General features: G+C 50.9%; 13 protein-coding genes. All 13 read right to left on the reverse strand.

Annotated features, from left to right (window positions below; translation table 11 throughout):
• Positions 1-63: 63 nt before the first annotated feature.
• The 13 genes from arfA to JET16_RS24815 all read right to left on the reverse strand — a co-directional run bounded on the left by arfA (position 64) and on the right by JET16_RS24815 (position 17253).
• Positions 64-1575 carry an arabinosylfuranosidase ArfA gene (gene arfA, locus JET16_RS24760; RefSeq protein WP_199621608.1) on the reverse strand — a complete coding sequence of 504 codons (1512 nt, stop codon included), beginning with the start codon at positions 1573-1575 and terminating at the stop codon, positions 64-66.
• A 31-nt stretch (positions 1576-1606) separates the two neighbouring features.
• The gene (locus JET16_RS24765) at positions 1607-2530 is read right to left on the reverse strand and encodes a carbohydrate ABC transporter permease (protein ID WP_199621610.1); all 924 of its coding nucleotides are present in this window, start codon (positions 2528-2530) and stop codon (positions 1607-1609) included.
• 5 nt (positions 2531-2535) lie between these two features.
• Positions 2536-3414 carry a carbohydrate ABC transporter permease gene (locus JET16_RS24770; protein WP_199621611.1) on the reverse strand — a complete coding sequence of 293 codons (879 nt, stop codon included), beginning with the start codon at positions 3412-3414 and terminating at the stop codon, positions 2536-2538.
• A gap of 2 nt (positions 3415-3416) precedes the next feature.
• The gene (locus JET16_RS24775; protein WP_199621612.1) at positions 3417-5762 is read right to left on the reverse strand and encodes a DUF5696 domain-containing protein; all 2346 of its coding nucleotides are present in this window, start codon (positions 5760-5762) and stop codon (positions 3417-3419) included.
• A 9-nt stretch (positions 5763-5771) separates the two neighbouring features.
• Positions 5772-6386: a Yip1 family protein gene (locus tag JET16_RS24780; RefSeq protein ID WP_199621614.1), complete on the reverse strand. Its 615-nt coding sequence runs from the start codon at positions 6384-6386 to the stop codon at positions 5772-5774.
• Positions 6383-7867 (reverse strand): SMP-30/gluconolactonase/LRE family protein, encoded by a 1485-nt coding sequence (locus JET16_RS24785; protein WP_199621616.1) that lies wholly within the window; start codon positions 7865-7867, stop codon positions 6383-6385. Before JET16_RS24785 ends, JET16_RS24780 begins: the two co-directional genes overlap by 4 nt.
• Positions 7868-7879: 12 nt before the next feature.
• Positions 7880-8743 (reverse strand): carbohydrate ABC transporter permease, encoded by an 864-nt coding sequence (locus JET16_RS24790; RefSeq protein ID WP_199621618.1) that lies wholly within the window; start codon positions 8741-8743, stop codon positions 7880-7882.
• A 3-nt stretch (positions 8744-8746) separates the two neighbouring features.
• A complete protein-coding gene (locus tag JET16_RS24795; protein ID WP_199621620.1) occupies positions 8747-9706 on the reverse strand; it encodes a carbohydrate ABC transporter permease in 960 nt (319 codons plus the stop codon).
• Positions 9699-12689 (reverse strand): extracellular solute-binding protein, encoded by a 2991-nt coding sequence (locus tag JET16_RS24800; protein ID WP_199621623.1) that lies wholly within the window; start codon positions 12687-12689, stop codon positions 9699-9701. Before JET16_RS24800 ends, JET16_RS24795 begins: the two co-directional genes overlap by 8 nt.
• Before the next feature lie 100 nt (positions 12690-12789).
• Positions 12790-14208, reverse strand: coding sequence for an ABC transporter substrate-binding protein (locus JET16_RS24805; RefSeq protein ID WP_199621626.1), 1419 nt, complete (start codon positions 14206-14208; stop codon positions 12790-12792).
• A 108-nt stretch (positions 14209-14316) separates the two neighbouring features.
• Positions 14317-14586: a DUF6171 family protein gene (locus tag JET16_RS30325; protein ID WP_233532223.1), complete on the reverse strand. Its 270-nt coding sequence runs from the start codon at positions 14584-14586 to the stop codon at positions 14317-14319.
• A 5-nt stretch (positions 14587-14591) separates the two neighbouring features.
• The gene (locus JET16_RS24810; protein WP_199621628.1) at positions 14592-16085 is read right to left on the reverse strand and encodes an alpha-N-arabinofuranosidase; all 1494 of its coding nucleotides are present in this window, start codon (positions 16083-16085) and stop codon (positions 14592-14594) included.
• Positions 16086-16278: 193 nt separating this feature from the next.
• On the reverse strand, positions 16279-17253 hold the full coding sequence (locus JET16_RS24815) for a glycoside hydrolase family 43 protein (RefSeq protein WP_199621630.1): 975 nt from the start codon (positions 17251-17253) through the stop codon (positions 16279-16281).
• Positions 17254-17257: the final 4 nt, after the last annotated feature.

Genomic DNA, 17257 nt, shown 5'->3' on the forward strand with positions numbered 1-17257 from the left:
GTCACTTTTTTCAAAGTGTCCATCTTACGGGTCACAGTTCAGTGCTCAGGCGGCGGTTATTTTTTAAGCTTTCACCAAACGAATGACGTTCCAGGACGCTTTCGGCAAAGCTGCCTCAATGATTCCGTCGTTCAACCGCGCGTTGCCGCCGTTATGCGGCTTCACAGTCTCGGATTCCGCCGTGTTCACGGCTTTCAAATCGTCATGCTCCAGTACGATATGCTCGGCAACACGGTACCCCTCGAAGCTGCGGACGTCGCAGGCGAGCTGGAGAGGCTCCTCTAAGTGGCGGTTGACCGCAAAGATCGTAACTTCCTCTTTCTCCTCGTTGTACACCGATGCCGTGTCCAAATACGGCACATCCGTGAACTGCTTGCTGTCGTACTTCGGCGACGATACTACCGGCTGCAGGGACACTCCCCTTCCGTATACGGAAGCGTGCAGATACGGATAAAATATCGTCTGTCTCCAAGACTTCCCGCCGTTCTCCGTCATAATCGGCGCGATAACGTTGACAAGCTGCGCCATGCAGGCCATCTTCACCCGATCCGCATGCTTCAAGAACGTAATCAGCATGCTGCCTACCAATAACGCGTCTTCGAAGTTGTAAATGTCCTCCAATTGCGGAGGCGCGATCGACCACGGTTCGATTTTACGGTCCGCATCATTCGAGTGATACCATACGTTCCATTCGTCAAAGCTTAAGTTTAAAGTCTTCTTGCTGCGCTTCTTCGCTTTGACGTAGTCGCACGTCGAGATGACCGTCTTGATAAAGTGGTCCATGTTCATGGACAACGCCAAATAGTTCGGCGTATCGTTGTCACGGTTTCCATAATACTGGTGAAGCGAAATATAGTCTACCGAATCATACGTATGGTCAAGCACAGTCGCTTCCCATTCGGGGAACAGCGGCATGTTCGCCGAGGAGCTGCCGCATGCGACCAGCTCGATGTCCGGATCGACCCACCGCATCACTTTCGCCGTTTCGATCGCTAACCGCCCGTATTCAACAGGCGTCTTGTGACCGATCTGCCACGGACCGTCCATCTCGTTGCCCAAGCACCAGGTTTTAATCTTGTGGGGCTGCTCGAAGCCGTGCTGCTTCCGCAGATCGCTCCAATACGTGCCGCCCGGATGGTTGCAGTATTCGATGAGGTTGCGCGCATCGTCAATTCCCCGGGTCCCGAGGTTTACAGCCATCATGACCTCCGCGTTCGCTTCCTTAGCCCACTGCACGAACTCGTTCGTGCCCACTTCGTTCGTTTCGATCGTTCTCCATGCGAGTTCCAGTCTGCGCTTCCGCTGCTCTTTCGGCCCCACGCCGTCTTCCCAGTTGTAACCGGAAACGAAGTTACCGCCCGGATAACGTATGATCGGCACCTGCAGCTCTGTGACCAAATCCAAAACGTCGCGGCGGAAGCCGTTCTCGTCCGCCGTATGATGTCCGGGTTCGTAAATGCCTCCGTACACCGCTCTGCCGAGGTGTTCGATAAACGATCCGTAAATCCGCTTATCAACCTCCGAGATCCGAAACTCTTTGTCCAAAATCATCTTTGCTTTCAACTGCTGTGTCATTGTGGTTTCTCCCTTTCTATAGTAAAAATTATTACTCCCCGGCAATTCCCGCCCGTTCGACGCTTTCGACGAAATGGCGTTGAACGAACAAATATAAAATTAATACAGGTAATATCGTTAAAAGAACCGCCGCCATGATTTGATTCTGTATCGTCGGCGCCATGCCGAACGTGTCTGCTGTCGTCTGCTGCGCCATTTGGCCCATTTCGGCATTCGCGTTACCGTTAAATACCGCCATGTTTTGCGCAAGGTTGAAAAATTCCGGAACCATCAAATACGTACTCGGTTCGAACAAATCATTCCAATGCCAAACGACGGAGAACAGGAAGACGACGAGCATCGCCGGTTTCGCCAGCGGAAACATGATCGTCCAGTATGTCCGAAACGGTCCCGCACCGTCAATTCTGGCGGCTTCCTCCAATACGGCCGGCAGCCTGCGATAAAACTGGATGAAAATAAGAACGAACAGTGCGCCTTTCAATCCGTGACCGAACAACGCCGGAAAAATAAACGGCATATGGGTGTTTATCCACCCCAAATCGCTGAAGAAGATGTACAGCGGCACTACGATCGTTTGCGGCGGAACCAGGAACGTAAACACGACGAGCGCCAGCCAAAACGCTTGGCCCGGGAACCGGTACCTGGCAAACCCGTAACCGATAATCGAGCAGCTCAATATTTGAAGAACGGCGCTGCCGACCGAAATGATGACGCTGTTTACAAATCCGTTCCAATAACGGATTTCATTAAATGCGATAACATAGTTGAAAAAATCAAAGTGCTTCGGTATCCACTGAACGGTGGCGTCGGCGACGTCTTGAACCCTCATCAGCGACTGCGAAATCATGTACAGCAACGGGTACAGAAAGACGAAAGACAAGCTGAATAATACCAAGTAATAGAGCACGTTCCCTGTAATTCGTTTCGCTTGTCTTTTAATTGTGATCGAGTTCATCCCGCTTACAACCTCCCATCCGTGGCGGCCAAGCCTTTCCGGAAAACAAGAAAGACGAAACCGAGAATGATGAAGATAACGATGAAGTAAATCCATCCGATGGCCGAGCCGTACCCGTAATCGTTCGCCCGGAATACGACGTTCATGAGATGATTCATCACGTCGTTGTCCGCCTTCGTGAACGAGTTGACGATGCTGAACAACGTGTTTACGAAAATCATCGGCAAAATCATCGGAAATGTAATCTTCCAGAAGCTCTCCCATCCGGTGGCGCCGTCGCACTTGGCAGCCTCATAGAGCTGGGGGGATATCGTTTGGAGTCCGGCAAGAAAAATCAAAATTTGCACTCCCGCATCCCACATGACAAGAGTTAACCTGTCGGCATATTCAAGCAGCGGCTCCAAAATATCTTCCGGGATGAATACAACCAATTGACCGAACAAATCATACTGATAGAAAATCGGCAAATTCGCCGCGCCTTGCTGCAGCAGTTCTCGCAAAATAGCGCCCGAAGCGATAATGACGGGAAGGAAAAATATGCCCCTGAAAAACACTCTACCGAAAGATTTGCGATTTAACAAGATTGCGCTGAACATCGCAAAGATCAGAATGAGGGGCACTTGCGTCAACATCGTCGTTATCGTCTTTTGCAGCAGCGGCAAGAAATTGATATCCGTCGTAAATGCGCCGCGGTAATGCGTTAATCCGACATACGTAGCAACCAATCCGTTCTGCGAAGGCTTCAATACATTCAATGAATAGTAAAACGATCTTCCAAGCGGTATGGCCATGAACAGGAGGAAACCGATAATCCAAATCGAGATAAAAGAATATCCTTCTAAGATGTGTTGTATTCTCATAGACGTGCGAATTCGATTCTTCACCTCTAACTTCCTCCTCCCACTACTTTATAGTCAAGGCTTTCGACGGTATGGCCGTCAATCGACGCGGCTTGTTCGCCGTAATTTACGATGACTTGCGTTCCGTTCGCGTAAGTCGTGCGGTAAACATGCCGATCCAACCGTTCATGGTTGACGATGTGCTGATTACCGATATTTTTATACATTTCGGCAAATCGGTTGTATTCCTCAACCGACGGGTCAAGCCAGTAGCTGAAGCTGGAGCTGAACAACCGGTCCTCCAACGTTCTTTGCAGCTTGCTGGGACTATCGAACGTCAATTCGAAGCTTGGCGCTGCGCCGTACTCGACCGCCCGCAACAACTCCACACGCGAATCGTCGCGCAAGTTTGTCGGCTCCGCCGAATACGGCAACAATCCGTGAAGAGCGATCTGGTAAAACGGCACCGTTTCATCGGTATAGACGAAATGGCTCGAATCCATCGGGATGTTATCGATCCGGTCCACATGCCCCAATGTATATGCAAAACCGTAATCGACCGCCGTTTGACCCACTTTTTCCCTGAAGGCGGCAAGCGAACCGACCCAAGCGTCCACCGTTTGTTCGCGGTCGCGCGGTTGTTTCGGATCGTAATCGGAATAAACCATATTCCCGATATATTTCAAGGAAACTCCGGCTATGCCGAGTTCGGCGAAGTCGTCAAGCTCATGCTTCACCCGGTCGTTTAACACCTTTTCCGGCTTCATTAGGTAAAACCTTTTCCAAGGCGTGTTATACCGGCTCGCAATCCAGTGATTGAAGCTCACCATCACCTCGCGGTCGATGCCGCGTATGGCGTCTCTCCGTTCGTTAAAACCGTCGCTCTCTTCATACGGCCTGACATAGTTGGCCTGCAGGAAGATGGAAACTCCTTTTTCCTTCGCGTAGCTCACGAGTTCCTTCAAGTCTTTCGACCCTCCGAGCTGCTTTTCTACAGGAAAATGATTCGGTTGGTTTCCGTACAAACCGCCTTTCGACCAGCCTGAGAACGTAAGCTGCAAACTGTTGATCCCTTTAGCCGCATATGCGTCAATGATGGAGCGTGCCTGCTCGAACGTCGTCATCTTGATGAAGGTCGAACCGATAATCTCGTCGCGCAATATTCCGCCGAGCAAGCGCACATTCAACGGCATCTGTTCCGGAACGACCGGCTTGACGCCCCGCTCCTCGACCAAATATTCCCGATATGCCGCGGCCATCCCGACATAATTCGCATCGTCGCCCTCCAGCAGCACGAAGCGGAGCTGCCTGTCGCCCTCGATTCTGGCGCCTTGGAACAACGGAATTTGACCCGAGTTGCCGATGAAGATGACATCCGTATTCCGGAACACAAATTCCGCCGACGCCCGATATAACGGAATGTTTCGAATGCCGGCGGGGTCGCCGTTGATCATCGCTTCCTCGTCGCCGTCGGTAATGATGCCCAAAAATCCGGTTCCGTTCCGGTAAATCCCGAACACCGGAAGCGCTATGAGTTCCTTCGGAGGCTTCGCACGGCGCCACATCTGATCGATATCGCTGAACAACTCCGATTTGAACGCCTGATCCGGACCGTAAACGGGTTCGGAATAACCGCTGAAATACTTCGGATGGTTTTTCCGGAAAACCATTAACACGCCGGATCCGTCTGGAAGAAATACGGCACCGTCGTCCGTCTCGTTCGCTGCGTTGAAGAACGGCAGCACGTCTATGGCTACCAACTTCTCCGCGCCTTTTTCTTTAATCGACTCGTCCGGAATCGTCACTTCCAGCCCGTCATCGCGCAGTGTATATTCGACCGCGAACGATATGTTTATGGCGGATAGATCGAATTCGGCCCGAACGCCTCGATCGATATTTTTTACCGATAATTTCGTTTCCGTTTCTTTCTTTAATGTGTATGTTTCCGTGACGTCCGCGCCCACCGTATATTTAACGTGTACGGGAGAGTCCATGAATTTTTTGTTGTTCGGAAGCGTTTTGCGGCTTACCAGCGGCGAACCTAGCCATTCTTTCTTCGTTTGTTTATTCACCACGCGTATATTTGCGGTCTTCGGATCGATATATAGCTCATAACGACTGTTCTCGGCGACTTTCTTCGTCGCGGTAATCGGGTACATTTGCACCTTCGTTGCATCCTGCGCCGTATTTTTCGCGTCATTCGCGCCGCTTGCCGCCGTTTCCGTATTCGACGGTTCGGCCGCCGCCGCGGAATCCGCTTCCTGGCTTTGATCCTCTTGCTTGGTCTCCGTCCGATCGTTTTCCTCGGCAACTCCGACGTAAGGGTACACGGTGCTGACGGCCAGCGCTAAAACAACGCTTATCAACGAAATCCACTTGTGTTGTTTTTTCATGTTTACCTCCTACATTCGGAATCTTATCTCTTTAACCAAGTCGACGATGAAATTGATAAACTGATTGATCAAACCGTACATGAGAATTCCGATAAACCAAATGATCGCTATGCCCAACAAGCTGATGAGCGTAATGAACAGCAGCTTGCCCAATTCAAAATCGTGAACGATTTTAACTTTGGCGAGAAGAAGCCATGCGACCCACACAAACGTCAAAACGGTAAGGGTCGTGTACATCGATTGTTCGCTAAGCGATAACAGATTCGTCAATATCGAAATCGGAACGATGAACAAGATGTAGGGCACCGCCGCGAACGCGCTTCCGACGAGCACCTCCTTGAATTTCCCTTCGCCGTCAAGAATCGCGCTGACGCCCCAATTGGAGATGCTCCACGACAACCAAGGAACGACGATCCAAACAAATTCGTAAACATACGAAATTTCATAAGGTTCTCTTGTTTGAAATGTAAAGCTCGTTAACACTATGGAGAGCATTCTCGCAACAAACACGAGCAGTATTAACACGATTCCCTGGTGCCATTTCAAGCGCCCGGGCTCTTGAATGTCGTGATAGAAATCATAGGGATGTAATAACACTTGCTTCATCATCCGTACCGTATTCATTTCGCATCCCCTCCACTGGCAACCCGCGGCTTCCCGATTTTCCGGCCCTTCAGGTTTCGCTTAATCGTCCGAACCCCCCAAGGGATCGCGAACCTGATGGCGAGGATGAGCAGTATGATTCCGCCCGATATTTCTGCGAAGTGCTCCCTTGTAAACTCCTTCCGGTATTCGCGGAAAGCATTCGAATACTCGGTTTTGGAATTCGCCAATTGGAAATATTCCATCGCTTCTTTATACCGTTCCGACTTGTACAACGACTTTCCGATGGCCAGATACGCCATATCGAAGTTCGCGCTCTGTTCAAGCACTTGGTTCCACAATTCCTCCGATTCCTCATAGCGTCCGTCAACGTACAACTTGGATGCTTTATGCACCAAATCGGCGAACGGGGTCGTGCGGAACCGGTCGACCCGGTTGCGTCCCTTGTCCGCGACATAGATGATGCCGTCGGACGTTTGATCGATGCTCGAAGGAGTGATGAACAAGCCGTTCTGGTCTCCGACGCCGCCGAATGCAAATAGCAGGTTGCCAAGCTTGTCGTACTGGAACACTTTGCTTGTCTGTAAATCCAACGCACTGATCAGACCGTCTTTATTCACGGTGACGTCGGCAAATTGCGGCGTAAAGAACGGACCGACATCGAACCGGTCGCCATATTTTTTAGGCGTCGGGTTTAACGTATCCACCCCGACCGGCGACAGCCGCTTCACTTGGTTCGTTATTTCCCCGAACGTCGTCGTATAGATGAATCCGTCCTCGTCTTGGTCGACGTTCGAGAAAGCGAGCGGCTTCACGGTCGACAACCGCTGCTTTTGCTCTTTTGTCGCGACGAGTTTTATAAATAACCGCTGCCAGCTGAACCCGACATGGTTCGCGCCGTAAAACCCTTTAAATTCTCCATTCGGGTCGATTTGCATAAGACCTTGCGTATTGCCGTCGCTGACGACGAACATATAATCCCGTTTATCGAGAACGACTTTGGAAGGCGAGTACTGAAAATCTTTGCCGAGCAGCGGGCTGCTCGGCGCCTTGAACTCCTTGACGAACTTCCCGTCTTTGTTAAATACGGCGATTCTCTGATTTTTCGTGTCGGCAGCGTATACGGTGCCGTCGGCTTTAACGTATACGCCTTTGGGCTCCGACAGTTTGCCCGGCCCTTCCTCTGCGCCGATCACTTTAATGAGCTTATGGCTGCCGCCGTCCATATGGATGATCCGGCTGTTGCCGGTATCGACGATATAAAGCGTATCGTCATCCGCGATGAAGATGTCTTCGGGTGTATTCAACACTCCCGTCGGCATATCCGTCCCGTCGATCGTATCGAGAAAGACGTATCCGTTAATCGAATGCACGTCTTCTCCGAGGTTGTTCCACACATACCCTTCATAAGGGGTTTCCGCCCACGCCTGCGCCGGCAAGATGGGCAAGACGAGCGCCAACAAACAAACGAAGACACGAGCTTTGAAAGATAATCGTCTCAAATCGGTTCACCCCTACTCTTTCAGTCCCGAGTGGGCCATCGTTTGCAGCACCATCCGCTGTGTAATGACAAAGACGATAAGCGTCGGAATAATCATCAAGAAGCTCGCGGCTCCGAACGTGCCGACCCTCGCAATGACTCCGGCGCCGCCGCTGATCGTCTGAATGGCGAGCGGCAGCGATTTCATATCCTCATGCGTCGTATACACCATTGCGGGATAAGGATCGTTCCATGCCTGGATGAAGCTGAACAAGGCGAACGTGGCGATCGCCGGCTTCAGCATCGGCATGACGATCGTGAAAAACAATCTCCATTCGGACGCACCGTCGATTCTCGCGGCTTCAAGCAACGCGTCCGGTATTTGCCGGAGAAACTGCGTCATCAAAAACATGCCGACCGGCGCGGCCAAATAAGGCAAAATCAACGCAAAATACGAGTTCATCAAACCGATTTTGCTGACGAGCAAATATTGCGGAATTTGCAATACCATCGGCGAAAACATGAGAGCCGTTACGATCATGCTGAATATCGTTTTCCGAAACGGCATATCGTGCTTCGCCAACGGATACGCCGCCATTGCGGAAATAAACACGCCCAGCACGACGATTCCGGCGGTGACGACGATGCTGTTGAAAATATATCTGGAGAAAGGAACGAAAGACGTTCCGGTTATTAAGAGCAGATCGCGAAAATTGATCAGTGTCGGATTGACCACGAAAAACCGCGGCGGGAACAAAAACAGTTCGCTGACCGGCTTGAGCGCGGTGGAAGCCATATAAACCAAGGGAGCGAGCATGAGCAGCCCGAACACGGTCAGAAACGTGTAAAGGAACACGCCTCCCCAGTCTATCCTTCTGCCTTTAACCATGCCATCCATGCATTAATCCCTCCCCAGCCATTTGAAAATTAGGCGGTTTAATCCGAGCATTAGGGCAAACAATACGACCGCGATCGCGGAAGCGTATCCCATCTCGAATCGTATGAACGCGTAGTCAAACAGATGAGCGAGTATCGTATGTCCGGCGTACAACGGACTCGGCAACCCGACGAGCTGCACGCTCACGTCGAACACCTGCAAAGAAGCGACGACCTGCAGCACCGCGCCGAACAACAGCTGCGGCTTCACCGCCGGGATCGTGATATAGATCAGCTGCTGCCAACGGTATTTCACCCCGTCGATCGCTCCCGCTTCATACAGATCCTTCGGAACGTTCTGCAGCCCTGCCAAGAAGGCGAGAAATCCGACGCCCATACTCATCCACAAGGAAACAATGATAATGATCGGGATGATCGTCTCGACTTTCTGCAAAAACAAATACGGTTCGTCGAATATGCCGAGCTCGATCAAGAAATAGTTGAGCAGCCCTTTGCGGTCGCCCGCGAACAGATACAGCCATACGACCGACATCGCTACTGCGCTCGTGATCGAAGGCGTATAGAAGCACAGCGTATAGAAGAACCTGTATTTAATCGGAATTTGGCTGATCAGCCATGCCAGCAGGAATGCAAGCACATACCCGATAGGTCCGGTAACGAATGCAAACTTCAACGTGATGCCGACTGCTTTAAGGAATATATCGTCGTCGACAAACAACAATCTATAGTTCGACAATCCGATAAAACGCGGCGGTTCCAAAATGTTGTAATACGTGAAACTGAGAGCAATAGATGTGAAAATCGGGATAATCGTAAAGAACGTAAACAGAATGAGGAACGGGGCAAGGAAATAGTAGGACACCCTGTTCCGTTTAATTTCGCTCCACAGTACGGCCAGCTTCCCCGGTTCGAGGGGGCGAACCGGGTGCTGTTTCGTAACGATCACATTCGCTTGTTCACTCATCGTTCGCCGCCTCCTCTTCGTTGTTTGCCGTTCTCGCCGGCTCATCCAAGCCGAACTCTTCCCTCTTTTTCCGCAGTTCTTTGTTGATTTCTTTCACGCCTTCCTCGATTGCTTCGCGAGGAATTTTACCGTTGAGCACGATTTGGTTCCACATATTCGCAATGTGGCGCGTCGTGTAGTAGCCGCCGAGTACGATTTCGCGTTCCTGGAACCATTCCCATTGTTCCATAATCGCATCGATATCCGATTGATTCCACGGCAGACGCTTGAGAGCGTCGACGTTCGCGGTATTCCAGCGCGCTTCGACGCCTAATAACGACTCCAGCTCGGATCCGAATCTTTCTTGCGCATCGGCTCCTGTCCACCACTTGAGGAACGTCCACGCTTCATCTTTCATGTCGGTGCTCTTAAAGATAACTGCCGTTTGCGCCAAACCTCCGGTGGAACGGTTGATTTTCCCGTCCGCCTGCTTAATGCCCGGCATCGGCTTCATGCCCCACCACCCGGTCAATTCGGGAGCGGCGGTCGACAATAAGATGTAAGTGGAATAATCGGCCACGCCGATCGGCATTTCTCCGGAACGGAACCTGTTATAGAAATCCGCTTGCTTCTGGAGCTTATAGTTCGTAAATAATCCCGTCCACATATCCATCGCTTCCAGCGATTCCGGCGAATCCAAGTCGGACTTTTTGCCGTTATCCCGGTAGAACGTGCCACCGTGTTGGAACAAGAACGGCGCGAATTCATTAATCGCCAAATTCGGGTTGTTCGGTGCGTGCGGATAATAGAAATCCATACCGTTTTGCTGCAGGAGCGGAATCAAGTCCATGACTTCCTGCCACGTCTGCGGAATTTTATCCTCCGTTATCCCGAGCTGATCCATGATGTCTTTCCGGTAGAAAAGCATATTGAAGTTTTGATTTTCGGGCAATGCAAAGTCTCCGCCGTTGTATTTATACGGTATGAGCGCTCCCGGCCTGAACCTGGATGCCACTTCCTTGTAGTCGGGAAACTCGTTTAAGTTTACAAGCGCGTTTCGAACCGCGAAATCAATCGGCACTTCCGCTTCCACGCCTAATGCGACGTCCGGAGCGAGACCCGAAGTGTTCGCAAGCAGCAGAAGCTGCATCTGTTGAGCAGGGATGACGTTGACGTTCACTTTGATTCCCGTTTCCGGCGTGAAGTCTTCATCGATCATCTGCTTAATGATTTGCACCCAATCTCGGCCGCGGGCGACCCAAACTTCCAATACTTTCTCATCCTCGTATACGTTTCCGACGCCGCCGTAATTTTTCGTAAACGACTTGAACAGATCGTACACGCTCGTTCCGGTGCGTACGTACCAAGGCGCGGCGGCTTGCGGCCACGGTTTGTCCGAAGACTGGACGATCAAGTAGTCGAGCACGAGATTCTGCTTGCTTAATCCGTTCACCCATAACCCTAAAGCCGATTGAAGATCCGTTATCGCTTGAAGCCTTGCGGGGATCGTTGTCGTATCTTCCGCCATGTCCAGTATTTGGTCGCGCGCTTGATACAACGTGCTTACTTCGGAGCTTCCTTGCGGAACTCCGAGAGCGTAAAGCTTCTTGATCGCGTTATCCATGTCGCGGGCCATGACGTGCAGCCGCGGCACCAAATTCGGAATGTTCTTCTCCAGCTCCCAATCCGCGTTCGGGTCGGGGTTCGTTCCTGTAATATGAATGACTTCGCGGCTAAGCAAAGACATGTTATGAGTCGTATCGATTATCGATTCCATAATCGGGCCAAGCGCGCCGACCTGCACTTCCATGCGAATCGTATGCTCGCCCTTCTCTAAGTAGAATAAGAACGGCTTATCGTCGCCGAGCTTCTTGATTTGCCACTCGGGCACGTAATGGAACAGCACCTCGTTCATTTCTTTAAACGGTACTTTTCCGTCTATCGTAATCGTCCGCTGTACCGGTATGCCGTTCAACCACCACTGTCCGAAGCGCATCCCGATATTGTACAAGCCGCTTTCCGGAACTTCGAATTTCCACTCCGCCCATTGGCCGCCGTTGCGCCAGCCGTCGCCGCCGAATACGTTCAAGATTACCGCGTCTTTGTTGAACGGCTCCGTAATCGGCTCGCGGTCCTCGATTCTCTTGAGCGTCGGGCTCGAACGAAGATAGGAAGTTTCCGCCTGAATTTTAATAACTTGATTTTTTGCTTCTTTATATCCTTTAGCTTCATATTCTTTCAAAACTTCTTCATACGACGGCAGATGAACGGGAGAAAACACGTGCAGCTCGCCGATCGCCGCCGGTTCGCGAATCGTGCTGATCCGTATCGTATGCTTGCCTTTCTTCATGAAGAAACGCAACGGTTCGCCGACTTTTCCTTCCGCGTCCCGAAAATCTCTATATTGCCAACCGCTAACTTCTTCCCTGCTTGGATTGAATTCATTGCCTTGGTTGTCGAACCAAGTTTCGCCCGCTTCTTGCCACATCCGTTGGAATTCAATCTTCTTTGCTTGGAAGAAGGGATATTCACCGTCAATTTGCACGCTTCTTACAATGGAAGATCTTTTACCGGGTAATGCATAGTAAGTCATGCCCATCTGATAGTATCCGTCCTGCGGCACTTCAATGGTGTAGTCCACCCAACTGTTTTCGTCAATCAATGCCAATACGGCACCCTGCTTGTCTCCCAAACCGGTTTCGATTCGCGTCCCTTCGCTGCTGAAGGCGAAATACTCGGCGGAAGGAATCGAAAGACGGAATCCTTCGGTATCTTTAGCCCCTTCATCGTTATGGGCTTTATAATACTTGAGGAAAGAGGGCTCCAATTTATTTTTGATGTCATAGTCGGCTAAAATCGATGATAGATCGGCATCCGAATACTCCGGGATACTCGCCATTGCCGTATCGTCGAACGTTCTCGATTTGTTCCACAGTATTAGCGATACTGCCAGGACAAGCACCACAATGATGCTGACCGTGTATTTTCGCAGCAACCGTATCACGAGCGAATTCCCCCCATCTCTTTGCGGGTACATAAGGTAATCTGAATAAATTCGATTCGCCCCCAGCCAAGGGGGCGAATCATGGAATGCGGCCGGAGAATTACATTCCGGACTCTTGCTTCAACTTGTCAATATCTGGTTTCAACTTCTTCTGGATATTCTCGTCGATTTGCTGAATGATCGCTTTGGAGTCGAGGTTTTTCTTAATCGCTTCTTGAATGCCCTCGAGCCAAATCGGCCAAGCCTTGCCGTCAAGCGGGTTGAGCGTTCTTGCCGGAATTTGCTTCTCGATTTCCATGTAGAACTTGTAGTCTTCTTGACCGCCGAGATATTCGTTAACGTGGCTGCTATACCAATCCAATTCTTGGATATGCTTCCAACCCGGTTGGATCGAATACTTCGTCCAAATTTGCCAAGCCTTTTCCGATACGTTGATCCACTCTACGAATGCCCAAGCCGCTTCTTTGTTTTTGCTCTGCTTCGTGATGACGAAGGCCGATCCGCCAAGGCCTGCGTTAACTCCGAACGGTATCGTCGTCGCTCTCCATTTGCCCTTCTGATCCGGGAACGTTCTTTCGATTTCGCGCGCGCCCCAGGAACCGAGAACCATACCTGTAAGCTCGCCTTTCTTAACCATCGCCTTGCCTTCGTCGCTCCACAAAGCCGCTTTGTATGGCGCCCACTGAATTTGTTCGCCGCGCTTCGTAATGTCGAGCAGTTCAACAAGACGATCGTTGTTGCGCGTCCAGTTCATCGAAGTGTCGAAGTAACCGACCTCGTCGCCGCCCCAGTGAATCGGGCCGTCGCCCCATTCCATAAAGTATTTGCCGTCCGCTTTAAGCGTTTGGGCGATCGTGAATACGTTTTCAGGATCTTGCATATATTCGGACAACTCTACAGGATCGCTGGGGAGTCCCAACTGCTCGTAAATATCGGCGCGGTAGTAAAGCACCCCTGGCGTTACATCCCATGGCATTCCGAGCAGCTTCGTGCCGTCAACCGACTTCCAACGGTTCCAGTTATATTCAGATACATATTCCTCATATTTTGCCGCATCGAACGGCGGCTGCAGAAGATCCTCGAGCACGTCGCCGGTCACGTATCTCGGAAATTGGCCTTGCTCGACGACCGCGATGTCCGGAGCGCCGGTGCCCGCCGCAAGCGTTGTCGCCAATTTGTCGTGCACTTCCCAACCGACTTTGACAACCTTCACTTTAATGTTGGGGTATTCTTGCATGAACGCTTTTGCGACTTCTTCCACTTCATTAACGAAAGTCCAAACCGTTATTTCACCGGAGATGTCTTTGCCGCTCATAAGATCGTTGATGTTTTCCGTTTCTTCCGCCGGTTGTTCCGCTTCGGCACCATCGCCTTCGGCAGTAGTTTCCGTCGAAGTATCCGTGCTATCCGTCTTCGTCGCATCCCCTGCGGCCGGAAGGTTGCCACCCGATCCGCAACCGGAAATAATCAGTGCAAAAGCAATGAGCAGAATCAACGAAGTGCTGAATAATTTTCTCATACAAACCCCTCCTCAATGAATGTAACCCCTTACAAAAACTTTGAAGAAAAGCGGCGGCCAGCCGCAACTACCGGTAAAACTCCGGCATCCCCCCTCTCGCATGCAAACTTACCTTTCCATATGGTGCAGCCAACGATTTTCGCCCGGTTTCGGACAATCCCGGTCTTTCAGCTTTGCTCGAATTTGAACTATACAGCCGCACACCGAGCAAGTCGTTCCGAACTGCAGCGAAGGACAGGTCATGCATGCCTGCAACCGTTGATCGTAGATGTCATCCGGCACGCAATGTTGTTCCGACTGGAACATCGATGACGAAAGGATGCGGGATATTTGGCTATCGGTGACTTTATACGTCTCCGAACATCCTTTACAAGACATAGCTTCTATGCCACAACGACTTCGAGCACGGTTACAGACATCGGAGCAAGCGTAACGCGGATTTCATTCCCGCTCGTCTCAATGCCGCCGAACGCCGAAGGCTTCACCGCATCGGGCCGGTCGAAACTGTTATGGTCGCGCATGTCTCGAGCGGTCAATTCCGTCCCTTTCACCTTCACGTTGCGGTCGTTTAAGCCGCGCAAATCGATTTGCACCGGCGCGCTCGATTGATGATCGAGGTTGCATAAGCTGATATGGAGTACGCCTTGCTCGTTCTTCGATGCGGATACGGATACTTGCTGAAGCTTCTCGCCGTTGTGCACATAGTCAGCTGCCGATACGCTCGCTTCCAAAAGCGTCGCATCCTGATGAACTTTATACATATCCATCACGTGGTAAGTGGGAGTAAGTATCATCTTCTCGCCTTCCGTCAATATGACGGACTGCAGGACGTTCACCACTTGCGCGAGATTCGCCATGTGTACACGGTCGCAGTGCTCGTGGAAGACGTTCAGCGTGAGTCCGGCAACGAGCGCGTCGCGAATCGTGTTTTGCTGGTACAGGAATCCCGGATTCGTTCCCGGCTCCACATCGTACCAAGTACCCCACTCGTCGACGATAAGACCGACCCGCTTTTTCGGATCGTAACGGTCCATAATCGCGGAATGCTTAGCGAGCAGCTCATCCATGAGAAGCGATTTCTTCAACGTTGCAAACCATTCGTCTTCGCCAAATTCGGTCGCCGAGCCTTTCGCGCTCCACACGCCCGTGGGAATCGTATAATAATGCACGCTGATTCCGTCCATCAACCAATGCGCTTCCCGCATAACGACATCCATCCACTGATAATTGAAGTCGTTGGGTCCGCAGGCGATTTTGTAAATCCCGTTTTCACCGTAGTTACGCACATAGGTTTGGTATCTTCTATAAAGATCCGCATAATATTCCGGGCGCATGTTGCCGCCGCAGCCCCAGTTTTCATTGCCGACGCCAAAATACTTCAACTTCCACGGACGTTCTCTTCCGTTCTCTTTGCGCCAATCGGCCATCGGCGACTTGCCGTCGAAAGTGATATATTCGACCCACTCGGACATTTCCTGCACGGTGCCGCTCCCGACGTTGCCGGAAATATACGGCTCGCACTCAAGCATTTCGCACAGCCGCAAAAATTCGTGAGTGCCGAACTGGTTATTCTCGACGACCCCGCCCCAGTGCGTGTTGATCATCGTCTTTCTCGCCTCTGTCGGACCGACACCGTCCTTCCAATGGTACTCGTCGGCGAAGCAGCCGCCGGGCCATCTGAGAACGGGAATTTTCATTTTCTTCAAAGCTTCCGCCACATCGTTGCGGATCCCGTATGTATTGGGGATCGGGGATTGCTCTCCCACCCAAATCCCCTCGTATATGCAGCGGCCAAGATGCTCTGAAAAATGACCGTAAATATTCCGGTTGATTGTGCCCTTCGCTATATCTGCGTTAATAGTCACTCTGTTTGCCATGTCGTACGAATCCCCGCTTTCAAAGTAGAAAATATGAAATGCTGTTAATAAAATTGTTAATTTATAATGTTTATATTATCAATAATATCTTAGTTCAGCTTTTATCGTCAACAATAATTTTAAAACGCTTACATCACCAATATATCATCATTTTCAAATCAGTTACTCGGTTAATATTTCCATTTTTACTTACTTAAGTTCTTATGTTTGCTTTCTTCCTGCTGTCGGGGACCGGCACCCCGAATATCGGATAACCGTCGCCGCTCCAATCGAGTTTTTGCACCCGGGTGTGACGATTCGGGTCAAATAACGGGTCCCCGGCAATTTCTTTATAATTTCTCGCGTGATAGACAAGAATGACTTCTTCGCCGTCTTCGGACACTGTAAAACTGTTGTGCCCCGGTCCGTATTGCCCTGTTTCGGCACTGCTTTGGAACACGGGAACCGGGCTTTTGCTCCATGATTTCGGATCCATGAGGTCGCTGGAATCAGAGGCGGTTAACAATCCCATGCAATAATTATGGTCCGTAGCGCTTGCGGAATATGCGATAAAAACCTTCCCGTTACGTATTAAGACCGCCGGGCCTTCATTGACCAGAAAGCCGACCTTTTCCCAGTCGCATTCAGGACGGGCGATCATCGCTTGCACGCCTTCAATCGTCCATGGATTCGCCATCTGCGCAATATAAAGGTCGGTATTGTTTTCGATTGCCGGATCTCTTTGCGCCCATACAAGATAGCGTTTTCCTCCATGCTCGAAAGTGGTGGCGTCCAGAGAGAACGATTCCCAATTCGTCTTGATTTGCCCTTTCTCCGTCCACTCGCCTGACAGTGGATTAGCCGATTCGTTTTCCAATACATACATTCTGTGAGCGAACGAATCATCCGATCTTCCGGCTGCGAAGTAGATGTACCATTTGCCGTCGATGAAATGAATTTCCGGAGCCCAGATGTTTGCGCCCATGATTCCGCTCTCATGTTTTCTCCACACAATAACGGGCTCGGCCTCTGCGAGTCCCCGGATCGTTGCCGATCTTCGCAATTCGATACGGTCGTATTCGGGCACAGATGCCGTGAAATAGTAATATCCGTCCGTGTGCCGGTAAATCCATGGGTCCGCTCGTTGAAGAATTAACGGATTTTCATACTCCCGATCTGCTGTGTTCATTTCT

The organism is Paenibacillus alkalitolerans (genome assembly GCF_016482785.1).
In the GTDB taxonomy this organism is placed as follows: Bacteria; Bacillota; Bacilli; order Paenibacillales; family YIM-B00363; genus Paenibacillus_AE; species Paenibacillus_AE alkalitolerans.

What these genes read in the sequence shown, in the direction of transcription:
- arfA (WP_199621608.1), bottom strand. Translation starts at nt 1,575, where the DNA reads ATGACACAGCAGTTGAAAGCAAAGATGATTTTGGACAAAGAGTTTCGG.
- JET16_RS24765 (WP_199621610.1), bottom strand. Translation starts at nt 2,530, where the DNA reads ATGAACTCGATCACAATTAAAAGACAAGCGAAACGAATTACAGGGAAC.
- JET16_RS24775 (WP_199621612.1), bottom strand. Translation starts at nt 5,762, where the DNA reads ATGAAAAAACAACACAAGTGGATTTCGTTGATAAGCGTTGTTTTAGCG.
- JET16_RS24780 (WP_199621614.1), bottom strand. Translation starts at nt 6,386, where the DNA reads ATGAATACGGTACGGATGATGAAGCAAGTGTTATTACATCCCTATGAT.
- JET16_RS24790 (WP_199621618.1), bottom strand. Translation starts at nt 8,743, where the DNA reads ATGGATGGCATGGTTAAAGGCAGAAGGATAGACTGGGGAGGCGTGTTC.
- JET16_RS24795 (WP_199621620.1), bottom strand. Translation starts at nt 9,706, where the DNA reads ATGAGTGAACAAGCGAATGTGATCGTTACGAAACAGCACCCGGTTCGC.
- JET16_RS24805 (WP_199621626.1), bottom strand. Translation starts at nt 14,208, where the DNA reads ATGAGAAAATTATTCAGCACTTCGTTGATTCTGCTCATTGCTTTTGCA.
- JET16_RS30325 (WP_233532223.1), bottom strand. Translation starts at nt 14,586, where the DNA reads ATGTCTTGTAAAGGATGTTCGGAGACGTATAAAGTCACCGATAGCCAA.
- JET16_RS24810 (WP_199621628.1), bottom strand. Translation starts at nt 16,085, where the DNA reads ATGGCAAACAGAGTGACTATTAACGCAGATATAGCGAAGGGCACAATC.
- JET16_RS24815 (WP_199621630.1), bottom strand. Translation starts at nt 17,253, where the DNA reads ATGAACACAGCAGATCGGGAGTATGAAAATCCGTTAATTCTTCAACGA.